Source organism: Crenobacter caeni (assembly GCF_010435965.1).
GTDB lineage: Bacteria > Pseudomonadota > Gammaproteobacteria > Burkholderiales > Chromobacteriaceae > Craterilacuibacter > Craterilacuibacter caeni.
The window spans coordinates 196,100-221,302 of the sequence record NZ_JAAGAA010000003.1; the positions used below are offsets into that span (position 1 = coordinate 196,100).

Here is a 25,203-nt window from a genome sequence, read left to right on the forward strand (position 1 = left end):
ACAAAACCTCAGTGCTTGGAGGACGGCCAGCGCCGCAGCAGGCGGGCGGCCAAGAGTCCGTTGACGGTGCCGGTGATGAGCGCGGCGAGCGCGAACGCCGGCACGAAGTAGAGTATGCCATCGGACGGGATCAGCCACAGCCGGGCGAGCAGCAACTGGCCGCCGATATGGCCGTAGGCGGCGATCAGGCTGAGGCTGACGGGGCCGAACAGCCGGCGCGACAGGCGGCTCGCCGGTGCGAGGAGCATGAGGCTCGAGAGCGCGCCGGCGAGGCTCAGGAAGAAGCCCGGCGTCAGCATGCTGCCCATCAGCAAGGCGGCGCCGAGCACCCTGAGCAGGCTGACCCAGACTGCGGCGGCAAAGCCCAGCCGGTACAGTGCGAGCAGGGTGACGATATTGGCGAGCCCGGGTTTGACACCGGGCAGCGGGGTGGGCAGTGCGGCGTCGACGAGCGCGAGCACGATGGCGAGGGCGGACAGCGACGCGACCTGCCTGTCCAGCGGGCGGGCCACCAGCGTCAGCCGTTCAGAAGCTGAGGCTGTCATACGCGCGCGCGCCCTCCAGCGTGATGCTGGTCGCGTTGGGCAGGCAGATGGCGCTTTGCCCGGCGTGCTCGAGCCAGCCCTGGCCCACGCAGTACTGGCGCGGGCTGGGGTCGGATTCGATGCGGGCACGGCCGTCCTCGACGCGCACCACGGTGTCGCCCAGCGGGCCTGCGACATGGTAGCGAGCGTTGTGCAGCAGGCTGACTTCGCGCCACAGCGCGCCGCCCTGGCGGATCGACAGCGTGCGCGCCGGCGATTGCGTCCAGCATGCCCACACGACAAGGCCGCACGTCAGTGCGGCCAGCGTGAAGACGGCGACATCCCCCGGCCGGATCAGTCGCATGTCGTCCTTTGCAACTGGCGGTGGCGCAGCAGCACCTGCTGCTCGGCCCCGAAGTCGCGTGCGAGATGCTCCGCGATGTAGACCGAACGGTGCTGGCCGCCGGTGCAGCCGATGGCGACGCTCAGGTAGCTGCGGTTCTCGCGGACGAATTCGGGCAGCCACTTTTCGATAAAGGCGCGGATGTCGGCGATCATGGCGGCGACCTGCGCTTCATGCGCGAAGAAGTCGATCACCGGCTGGTCGCGGCCGGTCAGCGGCCTCAGTTCCGCCACGTAGTGCGGGTTGGGCAGGCAGCGCACGTCGAACACGAAGTCGGCGTCCAGCGGCACGCCGTGCTTGAAGCCGAACGACTCGAACATCAGCGTCAGCTGTCCGCCGTCGCAGCCAGCGAGCTGGCGTACCCATTGCCTGAGGTTGCTCGCGGCCATGTCGGAGGTGTCGATGCGCAGCCCCAGCTCTCCGATGGCGGCCAACAGCTCGCGTTCGAGCTCGATGCATTCGGCCAGCGTCAGGCCCAGCCCGGAGAGCGGGTGCGCGCGGCGGGTCTCCGAGAAACGTTTGACCAGTGTTTCCTGCTTGGCCTCGAAGAAGAACAGCCGCACGTCGAGCCCGGCCGAGCGCAGGCGGCCGATCTCGGCGGGCAGCCGATCCAGCGTCGCGCGGCTGCGGGTGTCGACGCTGATGGCGACCTTCTGGTAGCCGTCGGCCTGGTAGATGGTCAGCGCGTCAGCGAGCATGGTCGCCGGCAGGTTGTCGACGCAGAAGAAGCCGGCGTCTTCCAGGCTCCTGAGCGCGACCGACTTGCCCGAGCCGGATAGCCCGCTAATCAAGATCAGCTGCATTTTCCTGTTCCCGCAGGAAGTTGGTGTGCCGTTCGACGAACTCGCGCGTGCTGTCGATGCCGCGCAGTTGCAGGATGTAGTTGCGCACCGCGGCCTCGACCAGTACCGCCAGGTTGCGGCCGGCGGCGACCGGCAGGATGACCTTGCGCACGGTGACGCCGAGGATGTCCTGCGTCTCGGACTGGATGTTCAGCCGGTCGAGCGCCTGCATCGCCTGGTCGTTTGCCTTGATGAGATGAATGATCAGCTTGAGCACCTTCTTCGGGCGCACCGCGGTTTCGCCGAACACCGTGCGCACGTTGAGGATGCCCAGGCCCCGCACCTCGAGGAAGTCGCGCAACAGCGGCGGGCAACGCCCTTCCAGCGTGTCCGGACCGATGCGGTAGAGCTCGACCGCGTCGTCGGCGACGAGGCCGTGCCCGCGCGAGATCAGTTCGAGCGCGAGTTCGCTCTTGCCCATCGCCGAGTCGCCCATGATCAGCACGCCGATCTCGAGCACGTCGAGGAACACGCCGTGCAGCACTGTCGACACCGCGAGCGCGCGCGCAAGGTAGATGCGCAGCACGTCCATCAGGTACGGGCTCTCCAGCGGCGTGGTCATCAGCGGGACGTTGTGCGTGTGGCAGTAGTCGCGCAGCAGCGCCGGCACGGCCTGGCCGTTGGCAACGATGACCACCGACATCGTCTTGTGAAAGAGCTGGTCGAGCGCGGTGCGCGCGGCCGAGCGCTCGAGCCGGTTCAGGTAGTCGACCTCGGCGAGACCCAGCACCTGCACGCGGTTGGGGTGGATGAAGTTCAGGTGACCGACCAGCGACAGCGTCGGGCGCTGGTCGTCGTTGCCGATCAGGTTGTCCGAGCCGCCGCGGCCGGCGACCCAGGTCAGGCTGAGTTTCTGCTGGTTGTCCTGGTAGAGCTTGCGGACGCTGACGCTAGGCATGCTCGCACCGCTCGGTCAAGAGCCGGTAGATCTCGTCGGCGTCGGCGGCCGTTTCCAGCGCGTCGCGTAGCGCGCGGCTGGAGAAGAGCTGTGCAAGCTCGGAGAGTACCTGCAGGTGCAGGTCGGTCGCCTGCTCGGGCACCAGCAGCGCGAACAAGAGGCGCACCGGCTTGCCGTCGGGCGCGTCGAACGGGATGGCTTGCTTGAGGCGGATGAAGACGCCCATCGCCTCCTTCAGCCCGCGCGCGCGCCCGTGCGGGATGGCGACGCCCTGACCGAGCCCGGTCGAGCCCAGTTTCTCGCGGGCGAACAGGCTGTCGAAAACTTCGCTGCGGGCGACGTTGCAGGTGTTCTCGGCGATCAGGCCGACCTGCTCGAAGATCCGTTTCTTGCTGGCAACGTCGAGGTCGACCAGTACATGCTCACGGGTCAGAATCTTGCCGATCAGGGACATAGGTATTCGGGCTGGTTGTTGTGCACGCGTATTCTACGCTGGCACCGTCTTTATCAATAGTCCATTCGCGTGCATGAAAAACGGGAACCCGCGGGTTCCCGTTGTCTTGGCGCGGCAGGCGCTTATTCTTCGGCGGCCGGCTGCGGCGCTGCGGCGCGGTGTTCGGACAGCTTTTCCTTGTGCTTGAGCACCTGGCGGTCGAGCTTGTCGATCAGCGCGTCGATCGCGGCGTACATGTCGGAGGCGGTCGCTTCGACGTGGATGTCCTTGCCGGCGAGGTGTACGTTGACTTCGGCTTTCTGGACCAGCTTGTCGACGGACAGGGTGACAGAAGTGTCAATCACGTTGTCCACATGGCGTACCACGCGGCCGAGTTTTTCTTCGACGTAGTCGCGCAGGGCAGGGGTGACTTCGAGGTGGAGACCGGTGATCTTGAGGTTCATAACCCAACTCCTTCTGTGGTTGGCCGGGCGCGGGCCCGACCGGTAAAAATTCCGTATGGCAATCCGGCTACAGCGTCTTGCGCTGGCTGGCCGGAGCGACCTGCATCGCTTCGCGGTACTTGGCGACGGTGCGGCGTGCGACCTGGATGCCGAGCCCGGAAAGCGCCTCGGCCAGCGCGCTGTCGGACAGCGGTTTCTTCGGGTCTTCACCGTCGATCAGGCGTTTCATGTGCGCCTTGATCGAGGTGGCCGAGCATTCGCCGCCGTCGCCGGTTTCCAGCGAGCTGCCGAAGAAGTACTTCAGCTCGAACAGCCCGCGGCTGCACAAGAGGTACTTCTGCGTGGTCACCCGCGAGATGGTCGACTCGTGCAGTCCGAGCTCGTCGGCGATATCCCTGAGGATCAGGGGCCGCATCGCTACTTCACCGTGTTCAAAGAACTTTTGTTGCCTGTCGACGATAGCTTCTGACACTTTCAGGATGGTGTCAAACCTCTGCTGGAGGTTTTTGACCAGCCAGCGCGCCTCCTGCAATTGGCCGCCGAGCGCGCCCGCGCTATCCCTTTGTTGCTGCAAGAGATTCGCGTACACGCTGTTTACGCGCAGTTTAGGCTGCACTTGTGCGTTCAGCCGCGCGAGCCAGCGGCCGCGCACCTTGCTCACCAGCACGTCGGGCGCGACATAGCGGGTATCGTCGTCGTCGAAGCCGCCGGCCGGGCGCGGGCGCAGCCGGCCGATCAGCGCCTGCGCGTCGCGGATCTGCGCCTCGTCCACGGCAAGCAGCCGCTTGAGCTTGCCGTAGTCGCGGTTGCCCAGGAGGGCGAGGTGGCCGCCGACGATGCGCGCGGCGAGCGAGGCGGCGGGGGATGCGGGCAGCGCCGACAGCTGCAGTTGCAGGAAGTCTTCCAGCGAGCGGCAGCCGATGCCGGCCGGTTCCAGCTGCTGCAGCAGGCGGCGCAGGTAGCCGATCTCGTCGGCGTCGACCTCGAGTTCGGCGGGCAGGGAGGCGGCGATCGCCTCGTTGTCGTCCGCCAGGTAGCCGTCGTCGTCGGTCTCCTCGATCAGCACGATCAGCAGCGCGCGCTCGCGCGCGCTCAGCGAGAGCTCGCCCAGTTGCGCGGCAAGGTGGGCGCGCAGCGACGGCTTCTCGGCGATATTGAGCAGCGGGTCGAATTCGTCGCCGTCGGCGCGCGCGCTGCCGCTGCCCCAGCTCTCGGCGGCCTCTTGCGCACGCTCGCCCTCGTCGGCGCGGGAGGCACCTTCCTCTTCGCGCGCGGCGGCTTCCTGCGGCGCCTCGAAGGGCTCGGCGTCGTCCTGCCGCTCGAGCAGCGGGTTTTCGGCGAGGTAGCGCTCGATTTCGGTGCCCAGCTCGAGCGTAGACATCTGCAAGAGCTTGATCGACTGCTGTAGTTGCGGGGTCAGCGTCAGCTGCTGGCTGACCTTCAGTTGCAGGGACTGTTTCATCGCGGCCCTGCTCTTTAGAGGTGGAAGTGTTCGCCCAGATAGACGCGGCGGACCTGCTCGTTGCCGACCAGCTCGTCCGGCAGGCCGGACGCGAGCACCTTGCCGTCGCTGATGATGTAGGCGCGGTCGCAGATGCGCAGCGTCTCGCGCACGTTGTGGTCGGTGATCAGCACGCCGATGCCGCGTTCCTTGAGGAAGGCGATGATCTTCTGGATGTCGATCACCGCGATCGGGTCGACGCCGGCAAACGGCTCGTCGAGCAGCACGAAGCGCGGCCGGCTGGCCAGCGCGCGCGCGATCTCGGCACGGCGCCGCTCGCCGCCGGAGAGCGCCATCGCGTTGGTGTCCGCCAGGTGCGCGATATTGAGGTCGTCCATCAGGAGCGCGAGTTCGCCCTCCATCTCCTCACCCTTGAGGCCGGAGATCTCGAGCACGGCACGGATGTTCTCGGCGACCGTCATCTTGCGGAAGATCGACGCTTCCTGCGGCAGGTAGCCCAGCCCCATGCGCGCGCGCTTGTGGATGGGCAGGTGGGTGATCTCGGTGCCGTCCAGCTCGATGCGGCCGGCCTCGGCGGCGATCAGCCCGACGATCATGTAGAAGCTGGTGGTCTTGCCCGCGCCGTTGGGGCCGAGCAGGCCGATCACCTCGCCGCTGGCGATCTCTAGCGACACGTCCTTGACGACGGTGCGCTTCTTGAAGGTCTTCTTCAGGTTGCGGACGGTCAGGCGGCTGTCGCTCATTTCTTGTCCTCGGTCTTGGGCTGCAGGATGACCGTTACCCGGCCGCCGGCGCCGCCGGTGACCTTGGGGTTGCCGCCGGAGACCTGGTAGAGCTCGGTCTCGGTGTTGTAGGTGATCACCGCGCCGGCGACCGAGTCCTGGCCGCGCTCGACGAAGGCGTTGCCGGTGAGCACGGCGACGCCGGTCTTGCTGTCGTAGTCGATGCGGTTGCCGCGGCCCTTGATGTATTCGTTCTTGCCCTCGACCTTCTGGCGGAAGGTCGCCGGCTTGCCGGTCGCGAGAAGTGTCTGCTCGCCGGCCGCGTTGCGGGTGACGACCACATGGTCGGCCTTCAGCTGCAAGGTGCCCTGGTTGACGACGACGTTGCCGTCCCAGGTGGTGACGCCGCTGTTCTGGTCGAGCGTGCCGCGGTCGGCGGACAGCTCGATCGGCTTCGTGCTGTCCGCCTTCTCGGCGTGGACGGCGCCCGCGAGCGCGACGAGCAGGGCGGTGGCGGCGAAAGATTTAAGGTTGCACATAGTGGATCCTGACGTTCGACAGCAGGGAGACGACGCCCTTGGGCTGTTCGTACACAAAGCCGGTGGCGCGCAGCACGGAGTCGCCCTGCCAGACGGTGACCGGTGCCGGCCCGCGCGCGACCGAGGTGGCCAGGTCGACGGTCATTGCCCGGGTCTCCAGCCGGACGGGCTGCGCACCCGCGCGGCCCGGGTCGTTCATTTCGACGCGGCGGTCGAACCAGACCTTCCGGCTGGCGCTGTTGTAGCGGCCGACCTCGCCGTCGACGGTGTAGTTGACCTGCCCGTTCTTGTAGCTGGTGAGCCTGGGCGCGTCAAAGTCGATCTCCTTCGACTTCGGGTATTGCCACATCTTCTTCGCGGTCAGCCTGTCCTGCAGCAGGCCCGCTTCGTTGAAGCGGGTCGCGGTGAAGTTCTCCACCGTGTACTCGGGCTGGCTCGCGTCGACTTCGGTCGCGGTGTTCTTCTCGCGGGTGACGCGGTCGAGCACGATGGTCAGCAGCGAGAGCAGCAGTACCAGCAATAGCGGGAACAGGCGGGGAAAGCGCTTCATGCGAGGTACTTCCCGATCGCCGCGTCCCAGCTGCCCTGCGCCTGCATGATCAGCTCGCACACTTCGCGCAGGGCGCCGGCGCCGCCGGGCGCACCGGTGACGTAGCGCACATGCTGCTGGACGAGCGGGCTTGCCGCCGGCACCGCGATCGGCAGGCCGACCCGCCTGAGCGCGGGCAGGTCGATCAGGTCGTCGCCGACGAAGGCGCACGCCGAGGGCGCGATGCCGCTTTGCTCGGCGAGCGCGGCGAGCGCGTCAGCCTTGTCCTTGATCCCGGCGAAGTAGTAGTCGATGCCCAGCGCGCGGGCACGGTGTTCGACGCAGCGGTCGGCGCGGCCGGAAATGATCGCGAGCCTGACGCCAGTGCCCTGCAGCAGCTTGAGGCCGAGGCCGTCCTGCACGTAGAACGCCTTGGTTTCCTCGCCGTGCGCGTTGTAGTAGAGCTTGCCGTCGGTGAGCACGCCGTCGACGTCCATCACCAGCATGCGGACCTGGCGGGCCAGTTCGTGGATGGTCTGCATTGTCGCCTCCCTTACACCACGCCTGCGCGCATCAGGTCGTGCATATTGAGCGCGCCTTGTGGGCGGCCGTCCGCGTCCACGACGATCAGGCCGTTGATCTTGTGCCTTTGCATCAGCTGGACCGCTTCGGCCGCCAGTTTGTCGGGGCCGATGGTGCGCGGCGCGCGGGTCATCACGTCGTCGATCAGCATGCCGGCGAGCGAGTCGGTGCCGTCCAGCGTGCGCCGAAGGTCGCCGTCGGTATAGAGGCCGGCCAGGCGGCCGTCGGCTCCGACCACCGCGGTCATGCCCAAGCCCTTTTGCGAAATCTCGAGCAGCGCGCCCTTGAGCGGGGTGCCGCAGGCGACCTGCGGCAGCGCCTCGCCGGTGTGCATCACGTCGCGCACGTGCACCAAGAGGCGGCGGCCGAGGCTGCCGCCGGGGTGGGACAGCGCGAAGTCTTCCTTGCCGAAGCCGCGCGCGTCGAGCAGGGTGACCGCCAGCGCGTCGCCTAGCGCCAGCGCGGTGGTGGTGCTCGCCGTCGGGGCCAGGCCCAGCGGGCAGGCCTCGCGCTCGACGCTGGCGTCCAGGTGGATGTCGGCCTCGCGCGCGAGCGTCGAGTCCACGCGGCCGGTCATCGCGATCAGGCGGATGCCCTTGCGCTTGAGCGCGGGCAGCAGCGCGATCACCTCGTCGCTCTCGCCGGAATTCGACAGCGCGATCAGCACGTCGCTCTCGGCGATCATGCCCAGGTCGCCGTGGGCGGCTTCGGCGGGGTGGACGAAGAAGGCGGGCGTGCCGGTGCTGGCCATGGTCGCGGCGATCTTGCGCGCGATATGGCCGCTCTTGCCGATGCCGGTGACCACGACGCGGCCGCGGCATGCAAGAAGGGTATCGATGGCGGCGACGAAGGCCGAACCCAGGCGGGAGGCGAGGCGTCCGATGGCGTCGGCTTCGACCTTCAGCACTTCGCGTGCGAGGTCCAGCCGGTGTTGGGCGATCTGTTGTTCCATGGAGGGCGAGTATATCAGTTAAAATCCTGCTCTCTAGCATGCGGTGAACGCGGTGGGCGGCTGTCCGTCGCACGCGTGACGCCGGCTGCCGCCTTATCGACCTACAACGTGGGAATTCCGACAACCGTGCATTCGCTGGCTCCTATCGTCCTCGTCCTGTTGTGCGCCGTCCTCTCCGTCACCCTGTGCCGCACCTTGCGCGTGCCGCCGATGCTGGGCTACCTGGTGGTCGGCTTCATCGCCGGCCCCAGCGTGCTCTCGCTGGTTCCCGAAGGCGAACAGACGCATTTCCTCGGCGAGATCGGCATCGTGTTCATGATGTTCTCGATCGGCCTCGAATTCTCCCTGCCCAAACTGAGGGCGATGCGCAGCCTGGTGTTCGGCGTCGGCTTCGCGCAGGTCGCGCTCACCTTGCTGCTGATCATGGCCGGCGTATGGGCGTTGTCCGGCAACGCGCTGGCCGGCTTCGCGATCGGCGGCGCGCTGGCGCTCTCGTCGACCGCGATCGTCAGCAAGCTGTTGACCGAGCGTCTGGAACTGGCCAAGCCGCACGGCCAGCTGGCGATCGGCGTGCTGCTGTTCCAGGACCTGGCCGTGGTGCCGCTGTTGATCCTGTTGCCGGCGTTCGCCGGCGACTCGGCGTCGCTGGTGACCGACCTTGCGCTCGCCGGCGTCAAGGTCGTCGTGGTGATGGCGGTGCTCTTCTTCGTCGGCCAGCGCCTGGTGCGCCCGTGGTTCCACCTGGTCGCACGCCAGCGCTCGAGCGAGCTTTTCATGATCAACGTGCTGCTGGTGACGCTGGGCATCGCCTGGCTCACCGAGCTCTCCGGCCTGTCGCTGGCGCTGGGCGCGTTTGTCGCCGGCATGCTGATCTCCGAGACCGAGTACCGCTTCCAGGTCGAGGAGGATATCCGCCCGTTCCGCGACATCCTGCTCGGCTTCTTCTTCGTCACCGTCGGCATGAAGCTCGAGATCAGCGTGCTCACCGAACGCTGGGGCGACGTGCTGGCGATGCTCGCCTTGCTGGTGCCCCTGAAGCTTGCGGTGGTGTTCGGCATCGCGCGCGCGTTCGGCCACCGCCCGGGCGACTCGCTCAAGGGGGCGCTCGCGCTGGCGCAGGGTGGCGAATTCGGCTTCGTGCTGTTGACGCTGGCCGCCAACCTCGCGCTGGTGCCGCTCGCGTCGGTGCAGGCGGCGCTGGCGGCGATCATCCTGTCCATGCTGCTCGCGCCCTTCCTGATCCAGTACGCCGACGCGATCACCCGTCGCCTGATCCGCAACGACTGGATGATGGCGTCGCTCGACCTGCACCAGATTTTGGTGCAGAGCATGAGCAAGTCCGAGCATGTGCTGGTGTGCGGCTACGGGCGCAGCGGCCAAGCGCTTGCCCGCCTGTTTGACGCCGAGGAGGTGCCGTTCTTCGCGCTCGACCTCGACCCCGAGCGGGTGCGCGAGGCGAGCGAGGCCGGCGACCCGGTGGTGTTCGGTGACGCGTCGAAGAAGGAAGTGCTGAACGCGGCGGGCATCCAGCGCGCGCGGGTGGTGGTGATCACCTTCGCCGACACCCACGTTGCCGAGCGCATCATCGAGACCGTGCAGCAGCTCAAGCCCAACCTGCCGGTGATCGTGCGTACCTCGGACGACAGCGATATCGAGCGCCTGCGCGAGGCGGGCGCCGACGAGGTGGTGTCCGAGGTGATGGAGGGCAGCCTGATGCTGGCTTCGCAGGCGCTGATGGTGATGGGCCTGCCGATGAGCCGCGTGCTGCGCCGCATCCGCACCGCGCGCGAGGCGCGCTACAGCCTGTTCCGCGGTTTCTTCCGCGGCCTGGGCGACGAGCCCGCCGGCGAGGAGGGCATGCGGCTGGAGAGCGTGCGTCTGACGGCGGACGCGTACGCGGTGGGCAAGCGCATCGGCGAAACCGGGCTGGCCGGGCTGGGGGTCGAGGTCAAGACCGTACGCCGGCGGCAGTTCAAGCGGCACGACCTTAGCGAGGACTTCGTGCTCGAGGAAAACGACGTGATCGTGCTGCTCGGCCGGAACGAGCAGCTGGCGCTGGCCGAGCAGCGCCTGCTGCAGGGCGACTGAGCCGGTTCAGGGCAGGATGGTGGTGATCTGCCGGGTCAGTTCCTGCTTGAGTGCCTGCTGCTTCTCGCCCGGCGTCGTCTTGCCCTTGACCATCTCGTTGAAGTCGAGCGCGTAGGTCGGCGCGTTGATCTGCCCGGTGATCTTCAGCGGGACGTTGACCTTGGAGAGGCGCTCGAAGGAGCGCGGGTTCGCCTTCACGTTCAGCGCGTAGTCGATGATGCTCTCCTTGAGGTCGACCTTGCCGCTGCCGGCGACGTTCACCAGTTGCGAGTGCAGCCTGAGGTCCTGGTTGCGCGCGACCCCTTCTTCGAGGTCGAAGCTGGCCGACAGCGACTGGAAGGTCGTCTTTTGCTGGCTGTTTCCCTCGAACGGGGTCTGCCCCCAGTCCTTCAGCTCGGCCGGCAGGTTCTTCAGGGCGGCGACCAGGTCGATGCCGGTCAGCGCGCCTTGCGAGAGGCGGACGCGGCTATGCCCGGTCAGCGACTCGCGCAGGGCGGCCAGCGAGTTGCCGCGCGCGACGATATCGACTTCGGCGCTGCCTTGGCCGTCGACGCGGCTGAAGCTGAAGAGGTCGGTCAGAAGCGGGCGGATATGCATGCCGTCGAGCTTCTGGCGCACCGTCAGCCGCACGACCTTGTCGCGGACCAGCTCGGCGCTGCCGCTGAGCGAGCCTTGGTAGATGCGGGCGGACAGGTTGTCGACGGCGAAGCGTTTGCCATCGGCGCTGACGTCGGCGTGCACGTCGCGCACCCGGAAGCGCCCCATGTTGAGTTCGCCGATGTCGACCTTGCTGCGCAGGTGCAGGAAGTCCATCCAGTCGAGCTTGAGCGGGGTCTTGTCCTGCAGGAGGGCAACCGCCTGCTCGGGCTTGGGCTCGGGCAGGTAGCGGTTGAGGTCGAGCTTGTCGAGCGCCAGCGTCGCCTTGTGCTGCGGCGGGAACAGGCCGGTCTGCTCGACCGTCAGCGTCAGCGGCGTGCCGTCCAGGCGGCCGGCCGCGCGCAGGTTGAAGCGCCCTTCGCTGACCGAGCCGTCGAGCGCGCCTTGCAGGCGGGCAGCCAGTTGGCCGCGCGGCAGAACCGGTGTCGTCAGCCGGGTCTCCAGCATTAGCGGCGCCATCTGCAGACGCTCCAGCGCAACCAGCTGCACGGGGGCGCTGACCGTCGCGGTGACGGTGTGTTCGCCACGGCGGGTGACGAGTTCCACGCGGCTATGGTCGGCGTATAGGCCGGCTTCGGTCAGCTTGAGGGCTTCGAGGCTGCCCTTGAAGCGGTGTTCGGCCTGCGCCAGTTGCAGCGACCCTTCAACGGCGAGGGTCGGTACCGTCATCTGGGCGAGGCTCAGCGTCGCGTGCGGGATGCTCGCGTCCACCTGAAGCTTGGGTTGCTTGAGCTGGTAGCCCAGGCGCACCCTGTCGGCGCTGACGACGCCCTGTTCGAGGTCGACGTCTAGGTCGCCGCGCACGGTCAGCAGGCCGGCATCCTGTCGCCGGTTGGCGAATTGCGCGTCCAGCGACAGGGCCCTGACGCGCAGGTGCCGGCCGTCCAGCCGGTAAGGGACGTCCAGCCTGAGGGTGAGGGTGCGCTTGCCGTCGTTGAGGCGCCCGCCCAGTTGCAGCTTGGCGTCCCCGCGCATGTCGCTCAGCGAGAGTTCCGCGTTGTCGAGGGTGTAGGCCCGGGCGTCGCCGGCGTCGCGGTAGCTGATGCTGGCATCCTGTATCGAAACGCTGTCCAGGCCGTTTTTTAGCGGCGAGTCTGCTTGCGGCTGCAGCAGCCCCTCCAGGTTGAGCCGGCCGTCGGCGTCACGCTCGAGGCGGGTATTCAAACCGGTCAGCGCAAGGCGGGTGAGTTCGTGTTCGCCGGCCAAGAGCGGCAGCCAGGCAAGGTCGGCCCTGAGCGATGCGAGCGTCAGCGCCGGGGTGGCGGCCCCTGGGGTGTAGACGCGCAGGTCGCTGATTTCGACACCGGGACGCCCCCACAGCTGCGGGCGGATGCTGCCGGAGACTTGTGCGCGCAGGCCGCGCGCGGCGAAAGAGTGTTCGACGGCGTGCCTGACTGCGGCCGCGTCGAAGCGCACGAAATAGAGCGCGGCCAGGGCGAGCAGCAGGGTGGCGGCGCCGAGCAGGGTAAATACGGAGGTCTTGAGCCAGAACCGGCCAGAATTCAACTTCATGCTGAGTCGGTCAGGAATGGTGCGAAGGTGCTGGAGCGGGTGAAGGGAATCGAACCCTCGTCGTAAGCTTGGGAAGCTTCTGCTCTACCATTGAGCTACACCCGCGGTGAGAGCTGGCCATTATATGCAAGCTACCGCCTGATGGCAACCGGATGGGTAAGTTGCCTCGATCGGCGTCTCAATTGGCATTAAATAATACACAAGTTGCTGACGATGGCATTTGCAAGCAATTAACCACTCATAATGGATTATTTGTGCCAAATACTATTGACGATGCCCGGGTGAATGGATAATTTGTTGTTAAAGCATATTGTATGCAATCGGCAGCGCCGGCCACCACCCCTCGGCCGTGCGCCGAGACCGGCTCCAACCTGCCGCCGGTCTTTCCGATCCGGACGCCGCTTGGCGACCATTTCAAGTAGTGACCCGTTTTGAGGCGTGATCCGTCTGTTGGTGGGCACTTTCTGCTGTAGGCCGCGTGTTTCGGCCTGCGCGGCGTGTTGCCGCGTGCTGTCGCATCAATGGAATCAGGATAACAACATGGCAAGATCTCAATGGGGTTCCCGTCTCGGGTTCATTCTCGCCGCCGCCGGCTCGGCCGTCGGCCTTGGCGCCATCTGGAAGTTTCCCTACGTCGCGTCGCAAAACGGCGGCGGCGCATTTTTGCTGATCTTTATTGGCTTCGTGTTCACCCTCGGCATCGCGATGATGATGGCCGAAATGGCGCTGGGACGTGCCGCTCAGAGCGGGGCGGTCGGCGCCTACCGCAAGATGGGTGGCAAGAGATGGGTATGGGTCGGCTATATGGGCGTACTGGTCGGTTTCCTGATCATGTCCTTCTATAGCGTGGTCGGCGGCTGGACGATCGCCTACATCATCAAGTCGGTGACCGGCGAGGTGATCTCGGCGGACGCCAAGCACCTGGGCAGCGTGTTCGGCAGCTTCGTGTCCGACCCGGTGCAGCCCCTGGTCTACCACGCGCTCTTCATGGCGCTGACCGTGGGCGTGGTGTTGGGCGGCGTGCAAAAGGGTATCGAGAACCTGTCCAAGTTCCTGATGCCGGCGCTGTTCGTGATGATGCTGGTGCTGATCGTGCGCGGCCTGTTCCTGCCCGGCGCGCTCGACGGTGTTGCCTACTTCCTGAACCCCGATTTTTCCAAGGTGACCGGCAAGACGGTGATCGACGCGCTGGGGCTGGCCTTCTTCTCGCTGTCGCTGGGCATGGGCGCGATGGTCGCCTACGGCTCCTACGTCAGCAAGGACACCTCCATTCCTTCTTCGGCGCTGTGGGTGGTGTCGCTGACCACCGGCGTGTGCATCCTGGCGGGCCTGATGGTGCTGCCGGCGGTGTTCGCCTTCGGCTTCGACCCGGCCGCCGGCCCGGGCCTGACCTTCATCACCATGCCGGCGGTGTTTGCCAAGATGGTCGGCGGCCAGCTGTTCGCGGTGGTGTTCTTCATCCTCTTGATGGTCGCCGCGCTGACCTCGGCCGTCTCGCTGATGGAGGTGGTGACCAGCTTCATGATCGACGAATTCCACATGAAGCGGGTGCCGGCCGCGCTGTCGATGGCGTCGCTGATGTTCGTGCTCGGCGTGCCAGCGTCCTTGTCGCTGGGCGAGTGGAGCGGCTACACCCTGTTCGGCAAGGGCGTGTTCGACCTGCTCGACTACACGACGTCCAACATCCTGATGCCGCTGGGCGGTGTGCTGCTGGCGATCCTGGCCGGCTGGAAGATCTGGCCGGAGATCCACGCGCAACTGGGCGGCGACCGTGGCGAGCGCATCGTGTGGATGCCGGCGATGAAGGCGATCAGCTGCTTCGTCGCCCCGGCGCTGGTCGGCGTGATCCTCGTCTACAACAACCTGTAAGGCTGGCGGCCAAGGCCTACGCTTTGGCACGCAAGGACAAGGGGCGTCCCGCATGGGGCGTCCCTTTTGTCTTAACATCGACGGCGTGAATTCCTGGAGACAACAAGCATGCAAAAACGTCTGCTCGTGCTGTACACCGGTGGCACCATCGGCATGGACGAGACCCCGGATGGCCTCGCGCCGGTGCCCGGGTTGCTGCCCCGCCTGCTCGAGCGCTTCCGCGGCCCGGCTCTCGACTTCGAACTGCGCGAGTACGCGCCGCTGATCGACTCGTCGGCGATCACGCTTGCCGACATGCGCACGCTGTGCGCAGACATCGCCGCCGAATACGAACATTTCGACGGCTTCGTGGTGATCCACGGTACCGACACCATGGCGTACACCGCGAGCATGCTCGCCTTCGCGCTGCGGGGCCTCGCCAAGCCGGTGGTGGTCACCGGCTCGCAACTACCGCTGGTCCATCCGCGCAGCGACGGCTGGAGCAACCTGGCCGACGCGTTCGAGGCGGCGTGCCAGGGCGACCTGCACGAGGTCGCACTCGCGTTTGACCGCCTGCTGCTGCGCGGCTGCCGCGCACGCAAGGTCGACGCGGCGTCGTTCGCCGGTTTCGACAGCCCGAACGCGCCGCACCTGGCGCGTTTCGGCATCAATGTCGACTGGCGGCGCGAACACTGGCGCCGGGCGACACAACCGTTCGCGCCGGCCTTGCCCGACCCCGCGCGGCGAGTGCTGCCGATGCTGCTGATGCCCGGTGCGTCGGCCGCGCTGTTCGGGCGCATGCTGCACGAAGATGACGTCGACGCCGCCGTCCTGCTCTCCTACGGCAACGGCAACGCGCCGGCCGACCCGGCCTTGCTCGATGGTGTCGCCGCCGCGACCGCGCGCGGGGTGCCGGTGCTCAACCTGACCCAGGTCGTGCGCGGCGCGGTCGAGGTCGGCGCGTACGCGGCCAGCCAGCCACTGGCGCGGGCCGGCGCCTTGCCCGGTGCCGACATGACGCCGGAGGCGGCGTTGGCCAAGCTGACCTTGCTGGGTGCGCTGGGCCTGGATGCGACAGAGGCGCGCGCCTACCTGACCGCCAATATCGCCGGCGAGCTTACCGTTGCCTAATTAACGGGCAGTTCCGGCTTTTCCCTGCCGGAACAGGTGCTTGGCGCGCCTGTCCACAGCGTGCCCACACCGCTGTCCAGTCCCGTTGTGGGCAAAATTACCGGCTGCCTGTTTTTTGGGCGGCCGGTTTTTGCTTTTTGATTTCAGTGGCTTGTCGTTCTTGTCCACAGCCTCTCAACAACGATCTCCCCGGCGTTTGTGAGAAACACGCCGGCTGCCGTATATAATGGGCGATTACCGTTTGTGCCCGCCGCACGATGTCTGCTGTCTATCCCCTGAAGATCGCCATCGTCGGCCCGGAGTCTTGCGGCAAGAGCACGCTGGCCGCGGCGCTGGCCGTGCGCCTGCGTGGAATCGGGCTGCAGGTTGCGCTGGTCGACGAGTACGCGCGCGAGTATTACGCGCAGCGCGCCTACCGGCCGACCCTGGCCGATGTGATGGCGATCGCCGAAGGGCAGATGGCGCGCGAGGCGGCGGCGTCGGGCGACGTGGTGTTGTGCGACAGCACGGCGCTCACTTGCCGGATCTGGGCCGAGGTCGGTTTCGGCCAGGTGCCCGCGCCGTTGGCCGAGCTCGACCATCGCGGCTACGCGCTGACCCTGCTTGCGAGGCCCGACATTCCGTGGCAACACGACCCGCTGCGCTCGCACCCCTACGCGCGGGACGCGCTGTTCGGGCGCTACCGGCAGGCGCTCGCCGCGATGGAGGGCTGTCCGGTGGCCGAGGTAGTGGGAGACGGCGAGGCGCGCGTCGCGTGCGCGTGGGATGCGCTGGCACCGCTGTTGCCTGTTTCTTGTGCAGCTGGCTGAAAGCTTCGCCGGAACAGCGGCTTGCGTCGCTTGTGCACAGGTGGTGCACAGCGCTGTCCAGCCGGTGTGGGGATAAGCGGGTGAGGCCTGCCTAAAAAACGGGCAACGAACAAAACCTGTGTGCCGTGAAGTACTTGCCGCTGTTTTCCACAGCCTGTACACACGGCCGTCCAGCAAGGATGTGAAGAATGAACGAAACCGTAGCCATCGAGCGCGAATTCATCGCGCTGTGCGACCTGTTGAAGGTCGCCGGCGTCGCCGACTCGGGCGGCATGGGCAAGCAGATGGTCGCCGAGGGGCTGGTTTGCGTCGACGGCGCAGTCGAGCTGCGCAAGACCTGCAAGATCCGCCCGGGGCAGACCGTCAGCGGTGAGGGCTTCGAGATCCGCGTGGTCGCCGCCGATGACTGAGCCCTGGTCGCCCTTGGCCGCCGCCGAGCCGCCCGTCGCGCCCGAGCCGCCGGCGGAGGGCGCGTGCTGCGGTAGCGGCTGCGAGCCTTGCGTGTGGGACGTCTACCAGGGCGAGCTTGCCGAGTACCGGCGGGCGCTGGCGCTATGGCAGGCTGAACAGGAGCTGCTAGGTGGCTGAAATCGACCTGCACTTTCACTCGACCGCGTCGGACGGTGCCTTGCCACCAGCCGAGGTCATCGCGCGCGCTGCCGCGCGCGGCGCGCGACTGCTCGCGCTGACCGACCACGACACCACGGCCGGCTTTGCCGAGGCGGCCCGTGCCGCACGCGAGGCGGGCGTCGCGCTGGTCGGCGGCGTCGAGGTATCGGTGACCTGGTCGCGGCGCACCGTGCATATCGTCGGGTTGGGGGTAGACCCGGACCATCCGCTGCTGCTCGCCGGGCTCAAGTCGGTGCGCGACGGGCGTATCGACCGCGCGCGCGCGATGGGCGACGAGCTGGCGCGCGCCGGCATCGAAGGCGCGTTCGAGGGGGCGCTCGCGCTGGCGGACAACCCGGAGATGGTCGGCCGCACCCATTTCGCCCGCTATATGGTCAATGCCGGCTATATAAAAGATGTGCGTACCGTATTCCGGAAGTATCTGGCGGAGGGCAAGACCGGCTACGTGCCGCACGAGTGGGCGACTCTGGCCGACGCGGTCGGCTGGATCCGCGCCGCCGGCGGCACCGCGGTGATCGCACACCCGGGGCGTTACGATTTCGGCCGCACGCTGACCGAGCGGCTGGTGGGTGACTTCATCGAGGCCGGCGGCGAGGCGATCGAGGTCGGCAGCGGCAGCCACAGCCTCGACGACATGCACAAATACGCGCTGCTGGCCGACCGCTTCGGCCTCTACGCGAGTAGCGGCAGCGATTTTCACGCGCCGGGCGAGGGCGGACGCGACGTTGGCCTGACCGCCGACTTGCCGCCGCTGGCCCGCCCGCTCTGGCTCGCGCGCGGCTGGCTTACGGCGGCGCAAGGAGCTTGATATGGCACAGTTTTTCGTGATTCACCCGGACAACCCGCAGGCGAGGCTGATCCGCGAGGCGGTCAAGATCATCCAGGGCGGCGGCGTGGTCGTCTACCCGACCGACTCCTGCTACGCGCTGGGCTGCCAGCTGGGCAATAAGAAGGCGATGGAGCGCATCCTCGAGATCCGCCGCATCGACCTCAAGCACCACCTGACGCTGGTGTGTGCCGACCTGTCCGAACTCGCCAACTACGCGCGGGTCGACAACGCGCAGTACCGCCAGCTCAAGAGCGCGACGCCGGGCAGCTACACCTTCATCCTGGAGGCGACGCGCGAGGTGCCGCGCCGGCTGCTGCACCCGAAGCGTTCGACCATCGGCCTGCGCGTGCCCGACCACAAGGTCGCGCTCGCGCTGCTCGAGGAACTGCACGAGCCCATCCTGTCGTGCACGCTGATGCTGCCGGGCGACGACGAGCCCTTGTACGACCCGTACGAGATCCGCGAACGGCTGGAGAACGCGGTCGACCTGGTGATCGACGGCGGCTGGTGCGGCACCGAGCCGACCACGGTGATCGACATGACCGACGGCATCTCGCTGGTGCGCGCCGGCAAGGGCGACCCGGTGCTGTTCGGCTTCGCGCGCGACTGAACACAAGGGCGGACCACCGCCCATCTCGAGACACTCGAAACAAGGGGTAAGGAATGGACGAACTGATCCAGAAGATCGCGATCTACGCGCTGCCGGTGATCCTGGCGATCACGCTGCACGAGGCCGCGCACGCCTACGTCGCCAAGCGCTTTGGTGATGCCACCGCCTACATGCTGGGGCGGATGACGCTCAACCCGATCAAGCACATCGACCCCTTGGGTACGATCGCGCTGCCCTTGCTCGGCATGATCTTGGGCGGCTTCATCTTCGGCTGGGCCAAGCCGGTGCCGGTCAACTTCGGCAACCTCAAGCCGGTCAGGCGCGGCATGCGCTGGGTGGCCGCGGCAGGGCCTCTGTCCAACTTCGCGCAGGCGGTGCTGTGGGTGCTGCTCTTCAAGCTGGCGATCAGTACCGACACCGCGTACAGCGAGCCGCTGCTGCTGATGAGCCAGGCCGGCATCAACATCAACGTGGTGCTGATGGTGCTCAACCTGATGCCGCTGCTGCCGCTGGACGGCGGGCGCATCGTCGAGAGCTTCCTGCCGCCCGGCATGGCGTACAAGTACTCGCGCATCGAACCCTACGGGATGTGGATCCTGCTCGCGCTGGTGTTCACCGGCCTGCTCAGCCCCATCCTCAGGCCCTTCATGAATATCGTGTATGATTTGCTTCGACTGATTCTGTAATTTCACTAGCTGGGAAAATCATGTTTGCAGACCGCATCCTTTCGGGCATGCGCCCGACCGGAAAGCTTCACCTCGGCCACTACCATGGCGTGATCAAGAACTGGGTCCAGTTGCAGAGCGAGCACGAGTGCTTGTTCATGGTCGCCGACTGGCACGCGCTGACCACCAACTACGACGACGTCGCGGTGATCGAGCAGAGTCTGTGGGACATGGTGATCGACTGGCTGGCTGCCGGCGTCGACCCGGCGCAGGCGACCATCTTCATCCAGTCCAAGGTACCCGAGCACGCCGAGCTGCACCTTGCGCTGTCGATGGTCTGCCCGCTGGGCTGGCTCGAGCGGGTGCCGACCTACAAGGACCAGATCGAGAAGCTCAGCCACAAGGATTTGACCACCTACGGCTTCCTCGGCTACCCGCTGTTGCAGGCGGCCGACATCCTCGTCTACAAGGCCAACCAGGTGCCGGTCGGCGAGGACCAGGTGCCGCATATCGAGCTGACCCGCGAGATGGCGCGCCGCTTCAACCACCTGTACGGCCGTGAGCCCGGCTTCGAGGAGAAGGCGCTCGCCGCGGTGAAGAAGCTCGGCGGCAAGAAGGGCAAGCTCTACACCGAGCTGAAGACGCGCTTCCAGCAGGAGGGCGACGAGGCGGCGGTCGAGGCGGCGCATGCCCTGCTGCAGGACGCGCAGAACCTGTCGATCGGCGACCGCGAGCGCCTGTTCGCCTTCCTCGAGAACAAGGGCCGGGTGATCCTGCCCGAGCCGGACGCGCTCTTGACCGCTGCGAGCCGCATGCCCGGGCTCGACGGCAACAAGATGTCCAAGTCCTACGGCAACACCATCGCGCTCAGGGAGGCGCCGGAGTCGGTGGCCAAGAAGGTGCGCGCGATGCCGACCGATCCTGCGCGCGTGCGCCGTACCGACGCGGGCGACCCGGCCAAGTGCCCGGTATGGCAGCTGCACCAGGTGTACTCGGACGAGCCGACCCGCGAGTGGGTGGTCAAGGGTTGCACCAGCGCCGGCATCGGCTGCCTCGACTGCAAGCAGCCGGTGATCGACGGCGTGCTGCGCGAACAGCAGCCGATGTTCGAGCGCGCGCAGAAGTACCTGGACGACCCGACCCTGGTCAAGGCGATCGTCGCCGACGGCTGCGAGCGCGCGCGCAAGATCGCGAACGACACCATGAAGGACGTGCGCGAGGCGATGGGCCTCGGCTATTGAGCCGCGTCCCCGTCTCCGTACCCACGCCCCGCCGCACGGCGGGGTTTTGTTTGTGAATGAAAGCGATGGCCGAACCCGACTTCACCCTCGAACCCGACACCTTGCCCGGCGGCGTGCCGCTGGCGCACGTGTTCGGCCAGCCGCTCCTGGAGGCGCCGCAGGACCTGTTCATCCCGCCGGACGCGCTGAGGGTGATTCTCGAGAGCTTCGAGGGGCCGCTCGACTTGCTGCTCTACCTGATCCGCCGGCAGAACCTCGACGTGCTGAACATCCCGATGGCCGAGATCACCGCGCAGTACATGGGGTACATCGACAGCATGCGGCGCGAGCGGCTCGAACTGGCGGCCGAATACCTGCTGATGGCGGCCTTGCTGATCGAGATCAAGTCGCGCCTGCTGCTGCCGCGCCAGGTTGAGGGCGAGGACGGCGAGCCGGAAGACCCGCGCGCCGAGCTCGCGCGCCGTCTCATCGAGTACGAGCAGATGAAGCTCGCCGCGCTGGCGCTGGACAAGCTGCCGCAGGCCGACCGCGACTTCGCGTGGCTGGCGGTGCTGATCGAGCAGGGCGCCGAGGAACGCTTGCCCGAGGTCGTCGCGGCCGACTTGCGCCAGGCGTGGCTGGCCATCCTCTCGCGGGCGCGCAACCAGCGCCACCACCAGGTCGAGCGGGAAGAGCTGTCGGTGCGCGCGCAGATGTCCTACCTTTTGCGCCAGCTCGAAGGGCGCGACTTCGTCGCGTTCGAGACGCTGTTCGACCCGCTCGAGGGCGTCGCCTACCTGGTCGTCAACTTCATCGCGCTTCTGGAGCTCGCCAAGGAGGGGATGGTCAAGATCACCCAAGACGCGCCCTACGCGACGATCTACGTGCGCATCGCCCTGTTGCCTACCAGCGGTGGCGCAGGCGCAGCCTGACGCCGACCTCGCCGCCCTTGGTGTTCATGCTCAGCGACAAGCGGGTCGACTTGTCTTGATAGAGGTTGAGGCGCGGGCGCACCCTGCCGTCTTCCAGCGCGAACCACTGCCGTTCTGTCTCGTCGCCCTGAAGCTTGTCCGCCTGCAGGCTCGCCAGTGGCGCCGCGAGCACGGGGGTGCTGCCGGAGGCGGGGGCCGACAATGCGAGCGCACGTGCCGGGTCGGTCAGCGGGTTGTCGCCGTCGGCGATCACGGCCGAGCTCATGAAGTGCTCGGCACTGGGCGGGGCAAACGGGGATGCTTCCTGCGCGTAAGCGTGCGCGGCCAGCAGCAGGGAGCCAGTCAGGACGGGGTGAAGGCGCATGGTCGTATCCCAGCTTGAAGCGCGCGCGGCAATGCGTTCACCTTAGCCGACGGCGCCTGCCGCGCAAGGAGCGCGTGCGGGCCGGTTTACATAGGGGCATCCCCGTATAATCGGCGCGACTTCCGGTAAAAAGACGTGTAAAATCCGCTGCTTCCCGCGCTTCTCCCCGACCCGATGTCCACCGTCCTCGACCTCGACTACCTGCAGACCGTGCTCGAGACAGCCTTGCTGACCGCGCACGAGCCGCTGTCGGTCGGCGCGCTCAAGCGCCTGTTCGGCGACGAGGTGGGGGCGGCCCAGATCAACGAGATGCTGGACGAGCTGCAAGGGGCATGGCGCGGACGCGGCGTCGAGCTGGTGCGGCTGTCTTCCGGCTGGCGCTTTCGCGCGCGTGCCGAATTCACGCCTTACCTTGCCCGGCTCAACCCGGAGAAGCCGCCGCGCTACTCGCGCGCGGTGATGGAAACGCTGGCGATCATCGCCTACAAACAACCGGTGACCCGCGGCGACATCGAAGCGATCCGCGGGGTTTCGGTATCGACCGGCGTGATGCAGACCCTGCTCGAGCGGGGCTGGATCGAAGTGATCGGGCACAAGGACGTGCCCGGAAGGCCCGGTCTTTACGCCACGACGCGCAAGTTTCTCGACGATCTGGGCTTCCAGTCGTTGCGCGACCTGCCGCCGCTGGCCGAGCTGGGCAGCCTGGTGATCGCCGAAGATGGCGACACCGGTGCGCTCCCCCTCGCTGATGAGGCGGAAAACCTGACTGATTAGGAAAAAGCATGTCTAAAGGACAACGCAACCATTCGCGCCAGCCGCTGGCGCAAAGCCGTGGCCGCCAGACGGCCTCGCAGAACCACAAGGGCGATTTCATCCAGCCCCGTAACCCAGCGGGCGACGGCGACCGCCGCTTCGCCGGCAACAAGCCGCATGGCCGTGACGACAACCGCCGTTTCGGCGAGAACAAACCCTACGGCCGCAGCGAAGGCGCTCGTAGCGACAAGCCGCGCTTTGGCGAGAACAAGCCGTACGGCCGCAGCGAAGGCGGACGTGACGACAACCGCCGTTTCGGCGAGAACAAGCCCTACGGCCGCAGCGAAGGTGCTCGTAGCGACAAGCCGCGTTTCGGCGAGAACAAGCCGTACGGCCGCAGCGAAGGCGGACGTGACGACAACCGCCGTTTCGGCGAGAACAAACCCTACGGCCGCAGCGAAGGTGCTCGTAGCGACAAGCCGCGTTTCGGCGAGAACAAGCCGTACGGCCGCAGCGAAGGCGGACGTGACGACAAGCCGCGTTTCGGCGAGAACAAGCCCTACGGCCGCAGCGAAGGCGCTCGTAGCGACAAGCCGCGCTTTGGCGAGAACAAGCCGTACGGCCGCAGCGAAGGCGGACGTGACGACAACCGCCGCTTCGGCGAGAACAAACCCTACGGCCGCAGCGAAGGTGCTCGTAGCGACAAGCCGCGTTTCGGCGAGAACAAGCCGTACGGCCGTAGCGAAGGCGGCCGTGGCGAGCAGCCGCGCTTCGGCGAGGGCAAGACCTACGCCAACCGCGACGAGCGCCGCCAGGGCGGCTCGCCCAAGGTCATCAAGGCCAAGAAGCTGCAGGTGCGCGCGCCCAGCAGCAAGATCCTCGACAAGTCGCAGCGCCTGCGCGAGACCCGCGTCGACCTCGACCAGCTCGAACCGGTCCGCCTGCAAAAGGCGCTGGCAGCGTCGGGCGCCGGCAGCCGCCGCGAAGTCGAAGAACTGATCGAGGCCGGCCTGATCACCGTCAACGGCAAGGTCGCCGAACTGGGCGACCGCGTCGGCCCGCAGGACCGCGTGATGGTCAAGGGGCACCCGGTCAAGCTCAAGTGGGCCGACCGCCTGCCGCGTATCATCATGTACCACAAGCAGGAAGGCGAGATCGTTTCGCGCGCCGACCCGGAAGGCCGCGTGACGGTATTTGACCGTCTGCCGCAGGCCAAGAGCAGCCGCTGGGTGGCGATCGGCCGTCTGGACATCAACACCTCGGGCCTCTTGCTGATGACCACCAGCGGCGAGCTGGCCAACCGCATGATGCACCCGAGCTTCGAGATGGAGCGCGAGTACTCGGTGCGCGTGCTGGGCGAGCTGACACCGGAGATCATGAAGGAGATGGTCGCCGGGGTTCAACTCGAGGACGGTCCGGCGCAGTTCCTGCGCGTCTACCAGAGCGGCGGCGTCGACGACGACAAGGCCAACAAGTGGGTCAACGTGGTGATCAAGGAAGGCCGTAACCGCGAAGTGCGCCGCATGTTCGAGCACTTCGGGCTGACCGTCAGCCGCCTGATCCGCATCCGCTTCGGCAATATCGGCCTGCCCGGCCGCCTCAAGCGCGGCCAGTTCTACGAACTGAACGAGGCCGAAGTGGCCGCCGTGATGAAGTGGGCGGGTCTGACTTCGACCGGCCAGGTCCGCCGCGGCTGAACCTGAATTGCCATACGGCCCGCCGGCATCCGCCGGCGGGCTTTTTTACGGGAGCAGTGCATGAACAAGGCATTTACCCGCGAGCAGGACGACGAGCAGGAAGATGACCTGCCCGCCGAGCAGCGCTTGCCGTCTTCCGGCAAGAACTACATCACGCCGCAGGGCTGGCAGCGGCTGAAGGACGAGCTCTACCAGCTGGTGAACCGCGAGCGGCCGGAGGTGGTGCAGGTGGTGAACTGGGCGGCCAGCAACGGTGACCGTTCGGAGAACGGCGACTACCTGTACGGCAAGCGCCGCCTGCGCGAGATCGACCGCCGCATCCGCTTCCTGACCCGGCGCTTGGAAGCGGCCGAGGTGGTTGACCCCGAATTGCGCGAGGCGACCGACCAGATCTTCTTCTCGGCGACCGTCGAGATCCTGCGCGGCGACGGCGCCGAGCAGACCCTGTCCATCGTCGGCGTCGACGAGATCGACCTGACTCGCGGGCGGATCAGCTGGATCTCGCCGATCGCGCGCACGCTGATCAAGGCCCGCGAGGGCGACACCGTGTATTTTCGCGGGCCGGACGGCGACGAGGAGATCGAGGTGCTCGCCGTGCGCTACGAGCGGCTGGACTGAGTCAGTTTTCGCGTGCGCCGGCGAGCGCGCGGTTGAACGCCTGCCAGCGCCGGGCGTCGTCCTCGCCCATGCTGGCGGCGGCCGCGCCCAGCAGGCGCTGCTGCTCGGCGCACAGCGCGGCCTCCAGCGCGCGACCTGCGTCGGTCAGCTGCAGCGACTTCACCCTCCTGTCGTGCGTGGCCGGCGTCGCCTCGACAAGCCCGGCCTGGGTGAGCTGGCGCAGCGGCAGGTTGAGCGCCTGCTTGCTGACGCCGAGCAGGGCGAGCAGGGCGCCGACGCTTAAGCCCGGCTGGTAGGCGACGAAGAACAGGATGCGGTGGTGCACGCGGGCGAGCCCGCGTTCGGCGAGCATGCGGTCGGCGCCGGCGGTGAAGGCCTGGTAGGCGTGGAAGAAGCCTGCCATCGCGGGGCGCAGCGCGGACAGCGGGTCGGGGTTTTCCATATTGACGTTGTCTTGCTGGCTCGGTAAATTGGTCAAAAATATTGACAT

28 protein-coding genes, 1 tRNA gene and 1 pseudogene are annotated in these 25,203 nt (G+C 67.0%); 14 read left to right on the forward strand and 16 right to left on the reverse strand.

What is annotated here, in order from left to right; all coding sequences use genetic code 11:
* Positions 1-8 precede the first annotated feature (8 nt).
* The 12 genes from GZH52_RS04750 to GZH52_RS04805 form a co-directional block, all read right to left on the reverse strand.
* Positions 9-545 carry a Gx transporter family protein gene (locus tag GZH52_RS04750; RefSeq protein WP_163315345.1) on the reverse strand — a complete coding sequence of 179 codons (537 nt, stop codon included), beginning with the start codon at positions 543-545 and terminating at the stop codon, positions 9-11.
* Positions 526-888: a NusG domain II-containing protein gene (locus GZH52_RS04755; protein WP_163315346.1), complete on the reverse strand. Its 363-nt coding sequence runs from the start codon at positions 886-888 to the stop codon at positions 526-528. The genes GZH52_RS04750 and GZH52_RS04755 overlap by 20 nt, the downstream gene beginning before the upstream one ends.
* Positions 879-1,730, reverse strand: coding sequence for an RNase adapter RapZ (gene rapZ / locus GZH52_RS04760; protein WP_163315347.1), 852 nt, complete (start codon positions 1,728-1,730; stop codon positions 879-881). Before rapZ ends, GZH52_RS04755 begins: the two co-directional genes overlap by 10 nt.
* Entirely contained in the window at positions 1,711-2,667 is a 957-nt protein-coding gene (hprK, locus tag GZH52_RS04765; RefSeq protein WP_163315348.1) for an HPr(Ser) kinase/phosphatase, read from the reverse strand. The genes rapZ and hprK overlap by 20 nt, the downstream gene beginning before the upstream one ends.
* Positions 2,660-3,121 (reverse strand): PTS IIA-like nitrogen regulatory protein PtsN, encoded by a 462-nt coding sequence (gene ptsN, locus GZH52_RS04770; RefSeq protein ID WP_163315349.1) that lies wholly within the window; start codon positions 3,119-3,121, stop codon positions 2,660-2,662. The genes hprK and ptsN overlap by 8 nt, the downstream gene beginning before the upstream one ends.
* 122 nt (positions 3,122-3,243) lie before the next feature.
* Positions 3,244-3,564, reverse strand: a complete 321-nt coding sequence (gene hpf, locus GZH52_RS04775; RefSeq protein WP_163315350.1) for a ribosome hibernation-promoting factor, HPF/YfiA family — start codon at positions 3,562-3,564, stop codon at positions 3,244-3,246.
* 67 nt (positions 3,565-3,631) lie between these two features.
* Positions 3,632-5,026: an RNA polymerase factor sigma-54 gene (locus GZH52_RS04780; protein ID WP_163315351.1), complete on the reverse strand. Its 1,395-nt coding sequence runs from the start codon at positions 5,024-5,026 to the stop codon at positions 3,632-3,634.
* Between the two features lie 14 nt (positions 5,027-5,040).
* Entirely contained in the window at positions 5,041-5,769 is a 729-nt protein-coding gene (lptB, locus tag GZH52_RS04785; protein ID WP_163315352.1) for an LPS export ABC transporter ATP-binding protein, read from the reverse strand.
* Complete coding sequence (gene lptA / locus GZH52_RS04790; RefSeq protein WP_163315353.1) at positions 5,766-6,287, reverse strand: lipopolysaccharide transport periplasmic protein LptA; 522 nt, start codon at positions 6,285-6,287, stop codon at positions 5,766-5,768. The genes lptB and lptA overlap by 4 nt, the downstream gene beginning before the upstream one ends.
* Positions 6,274-6,837, reverse strand: coding sequence for an LPS export ABC transporter periplasmic protein LptC (gene lptC, locus GZH52_RS04795; protein WP_163315354.1), 564 nt, complete (start codon positions 6,835-6,837; stop codon positions 6,274-6,276). The genes lptA and lptC overlap by 14 nt, the downstream gene beginning before the upstream one ends.
* Entirely contained in the window at positions 6,834-7,358 is a 525-nt protein-coding gene (locus GZH52_RS04800; protein ID WP_163315355.1) for a KdsC family phosphatase, read from the reverse strand. The genes lptC and GZH52_RS04800 overlap by 4 nt, the downstream gene beginning before the upstream one ends.
* Positions 7,359-7,369: 11 nt before the next feature.
* Positions 7,370-8,350, reverse strand: coding sequence for a KpsF/GutQ family sugar-phosphate isomerase (locus GZH52_RS04805; protein ID WP_163315356.1), 981 nt, complete (start codon positions 8,348-8,350; stop codon positions 7,370-7,372).
* Between the two features lie 108 nt (positions 8,351-8,458).
* Here GZH52_RS04805 and GZH52_RS04810 point away from each other — a divergent pair, with 108 nt between their 5' ends.
* A complete protein-coding gene (locus GZH52_RS04810; RefSeq protein WP_432417427.1) occupies positions 8,459-10,438 on the forward strand; it encodes a monovalent cation:proton antiporter family protein in 1,980 nt (659 codons plus the stop codon).
* Between the two features lie 6 nt (positions 10,439-10,444).
* On the opposite strand, the gene GZH52_RS04815 is transcribed toward GZH52_RS04810, so the two are convergent.
* Positions 10,445-12,607: an AsmA family protein gene (locus GZH52_RS04815; RefSeq protein WP_163315357.1), complete on the reverse strand. Its 2,163-nt coding sequence runs from the start codon at positions 12,605-12,607 to the stop codon at positions 10,445-10,447.
* 31 nt (positions 12,608-12,638) lie between these two features.
* A tRNA-Gly gene (locus GZH52_RS04820) sits at positions 12,639-12,712 on the reverse strand.
* A gap of 435 nt (positions 12,713-13,147) precedes the next feature.
* Between GZH52_RS04820 and GZH52_RS04825 the strand changes: the two genes are divergently transcribed.
* From GZH52_RS04825 to GZH52_RS04870, 10 genes are all read left to right on the forward strand, one after another.
* On the forward strand, positions 13,148-14,476 hold the full coding sequence (locus GZH52_RS04825) for a sodium-dependent transporter (RefSeq protein ID WP_163315358.1): 1,329 nt from the start codon (positions 13,148-13,150) through the stop codon (positions 14,474-14,476).
* A 108-nt stretch (positions 14,477-14,584) separates the two neighbouring features.
* Positions 14,585-15,586 carry an asparaginase gene (locus tag GZH52_RS04830; protein WP_163315359.1) on the forward strand — a complete coding sequence of 334 codons (1,002 nt, stop codon included), beginning with the start codon at positions 14,585-14,587 and terminating at the stop codon, positions 15,584-15,586.
* Positions 15,587-15,843: 257 nt separating this feature from the next.
* Complete coding sequence (locus GZH52_RS04835) at positions 15,844-16,395, forward strand: AAA family ATPase (RefSeq protein ID WP_163315360.1); 552 nt, start codon at positions 15,844-15,846, stop codon at positions 16,393-16,395.
* Positions 16,396-16,583: 188 nt separating this feature from the next.
* Positions 16,584-16,805 carry an RNA-binding S4 domain-containing protein gene (locus GZH52_RS04840; protein ID WP_163315361.1) on the forward strand — a complete coding sequence of 74 codons (222 nt, stop codon included), beginning with the start codon at positions 16,584-16,586 and terminating at the stop codon, positions 16,803-16,805.
* Positions 16,798-16,983 (forward strand): oxidoreductase-like domain-containing protein, encoded by a 186-nt coding sequence (locus GZH52_RS04845; RefSeq protein WP_163315362.1) that lies wholly within the window; start codon positions 16,798-16,800, stop codon positions 16,981-16,983. The genes GZH52_RS04840 and GZH52_RS04845 overlap by 8 nt, the downstream gene beginning before the upstream one ends.
* Positions 16,976-17,833 (forward strand): 3',5'-nucleoside bisphosphate phosphatase, encoded by an 858-nt coding sequence (locus GZH52_RS04850; protein WP_163315363.1) that lies wholly within the window; start codon positions 16,976-16,978, stop codon positions 17,831-17,833. The genes GZH52_RS04845 and GZH52_RS04850 overlap by 8 nt, the downstream gene beginning before the upstream one ends.
* 1 nt (position 17,834) lies before the next feature.
* Positions 17,835-18,464 (forward strand): L-threonylcarbamoyladenylate synthase, encoded by a 630-nt coding sequence (locus GZH52_RS04855; RefSeq protein ID WP_163315364.1) that lies wholly within the window; start codon positions 17,835-17,837, stop codon positions 18,462-18,464.
* Between the two features lie 53 nt (positions 18,465-18,517).
* Positions 18,518-19,150: a site-2 protease family protein gene (locus GZH52_RS04860; RefSeq protein ID WP_163315365.1), complete on the forward strand. Its 633-nt coding sequence runs from the start codon at positions 18,518-18,520 to the stop codon at positions 19,148-19,150.
* A gap of 20 nt (positions 19,151-19,170) precedes the next feature.
* Positions 19,171-20,370, forward strand: coding sequence for a tryptophan--tRNA ligase (locus tag GZH52_RS04865; RefSeq protein ID WP_163315366.1), 1,200 nt, complete (start codon positions 19,171-19,173; stop codon positions 20,368-20,370).
* Positions 20,371-20,435: 65 nt separating this feature from the next.
* Positions 20,436-21,281 carry a segregation and condensation protein A gene (locus GZH52_RS04870; RefSeq protein WP_203525620.1) on the forward strand — a complete coding sequence of 282 codons (846 nt, stop codon included), beginning with the start codon at positions 20,436-20,438 and terminating at the stop codon, positions 21,279-21,281.
* Here GZH52_RS04870 and GZH52_RS04875 read toward each other — a convergent pair.
* Positions 21,253-21,645 (reverse strand): hypothetical protein, encoded by a 393-nt coding sequence (locus GZH52_RS04875; protein WP_163315368.1) that lies wholly within the window; start codon positions 21,643-21,645, stop codon positions 21,253-21,255. The genes GZH52_RS04870 and GZH52_RS04875 overlap by 29 nt on opposite strands.
* 174 nt (positions 21,646-21,819) lie before the next feature.
* Here GZH52_RS04875 and scpB point away from each other — a divergent pair, with 174 nt between their 5' ends.
* The 3 genes and pseudogenes from scpB (at position 21,820) to greB (ending at position 24,713) form a co-directional block, all read left to right on the forward strand.
* Positions 21,820-22,419 carry an SMC-Scp complex subunit ScpB gene (gene scpB / locus GZH52_RS04880; protein ID WP_163315369.1) on the forward strand — a complete coding sequence of 200 codons (600 nt, stop codon included), beginning with the start codon at positions 21,820-21,822 and terminating at the stop codon, positions 22,417-22,419.
* 815 nt (positions 22,420-23,234) lie between these two features.
* Positions 23,235-24,095 (forward strand): annotated as a pseudogene (locus GZH52_RS16770) (pseudouridine synthase); the annotation flags it as partial.
* A gap of 60 nt (positions 24,096-24,155) precedes the next feature.
* Positions 24,156-24,713 (forward strand): transcription elongation factor GreB, encoded by a 558-nt coding sequence (greB, locus tag GZH52_RS04890; RefSeq protein ID WP_163315371.1) that lies wholly within the window; start codon positions 24,156-24,158, stop codon positions 24,711-24,713.
* A gap of 1 nt (position 24,714) precedes the next feature.
* Here the strand turns inward: greB and GZH52_RS04895 are convergent, their stop codons facing one another.
* Complete coding sequence (locus GZH52_RS04895) at positions 24,715-25,203, reverse strand: MarR family winged helix-turn-helix transcriptional regulator (RefSeq protein WP_239058015.1); 489 nt, start codon at positions 25,201-25,203, stop codon at positions 24,715-24,717.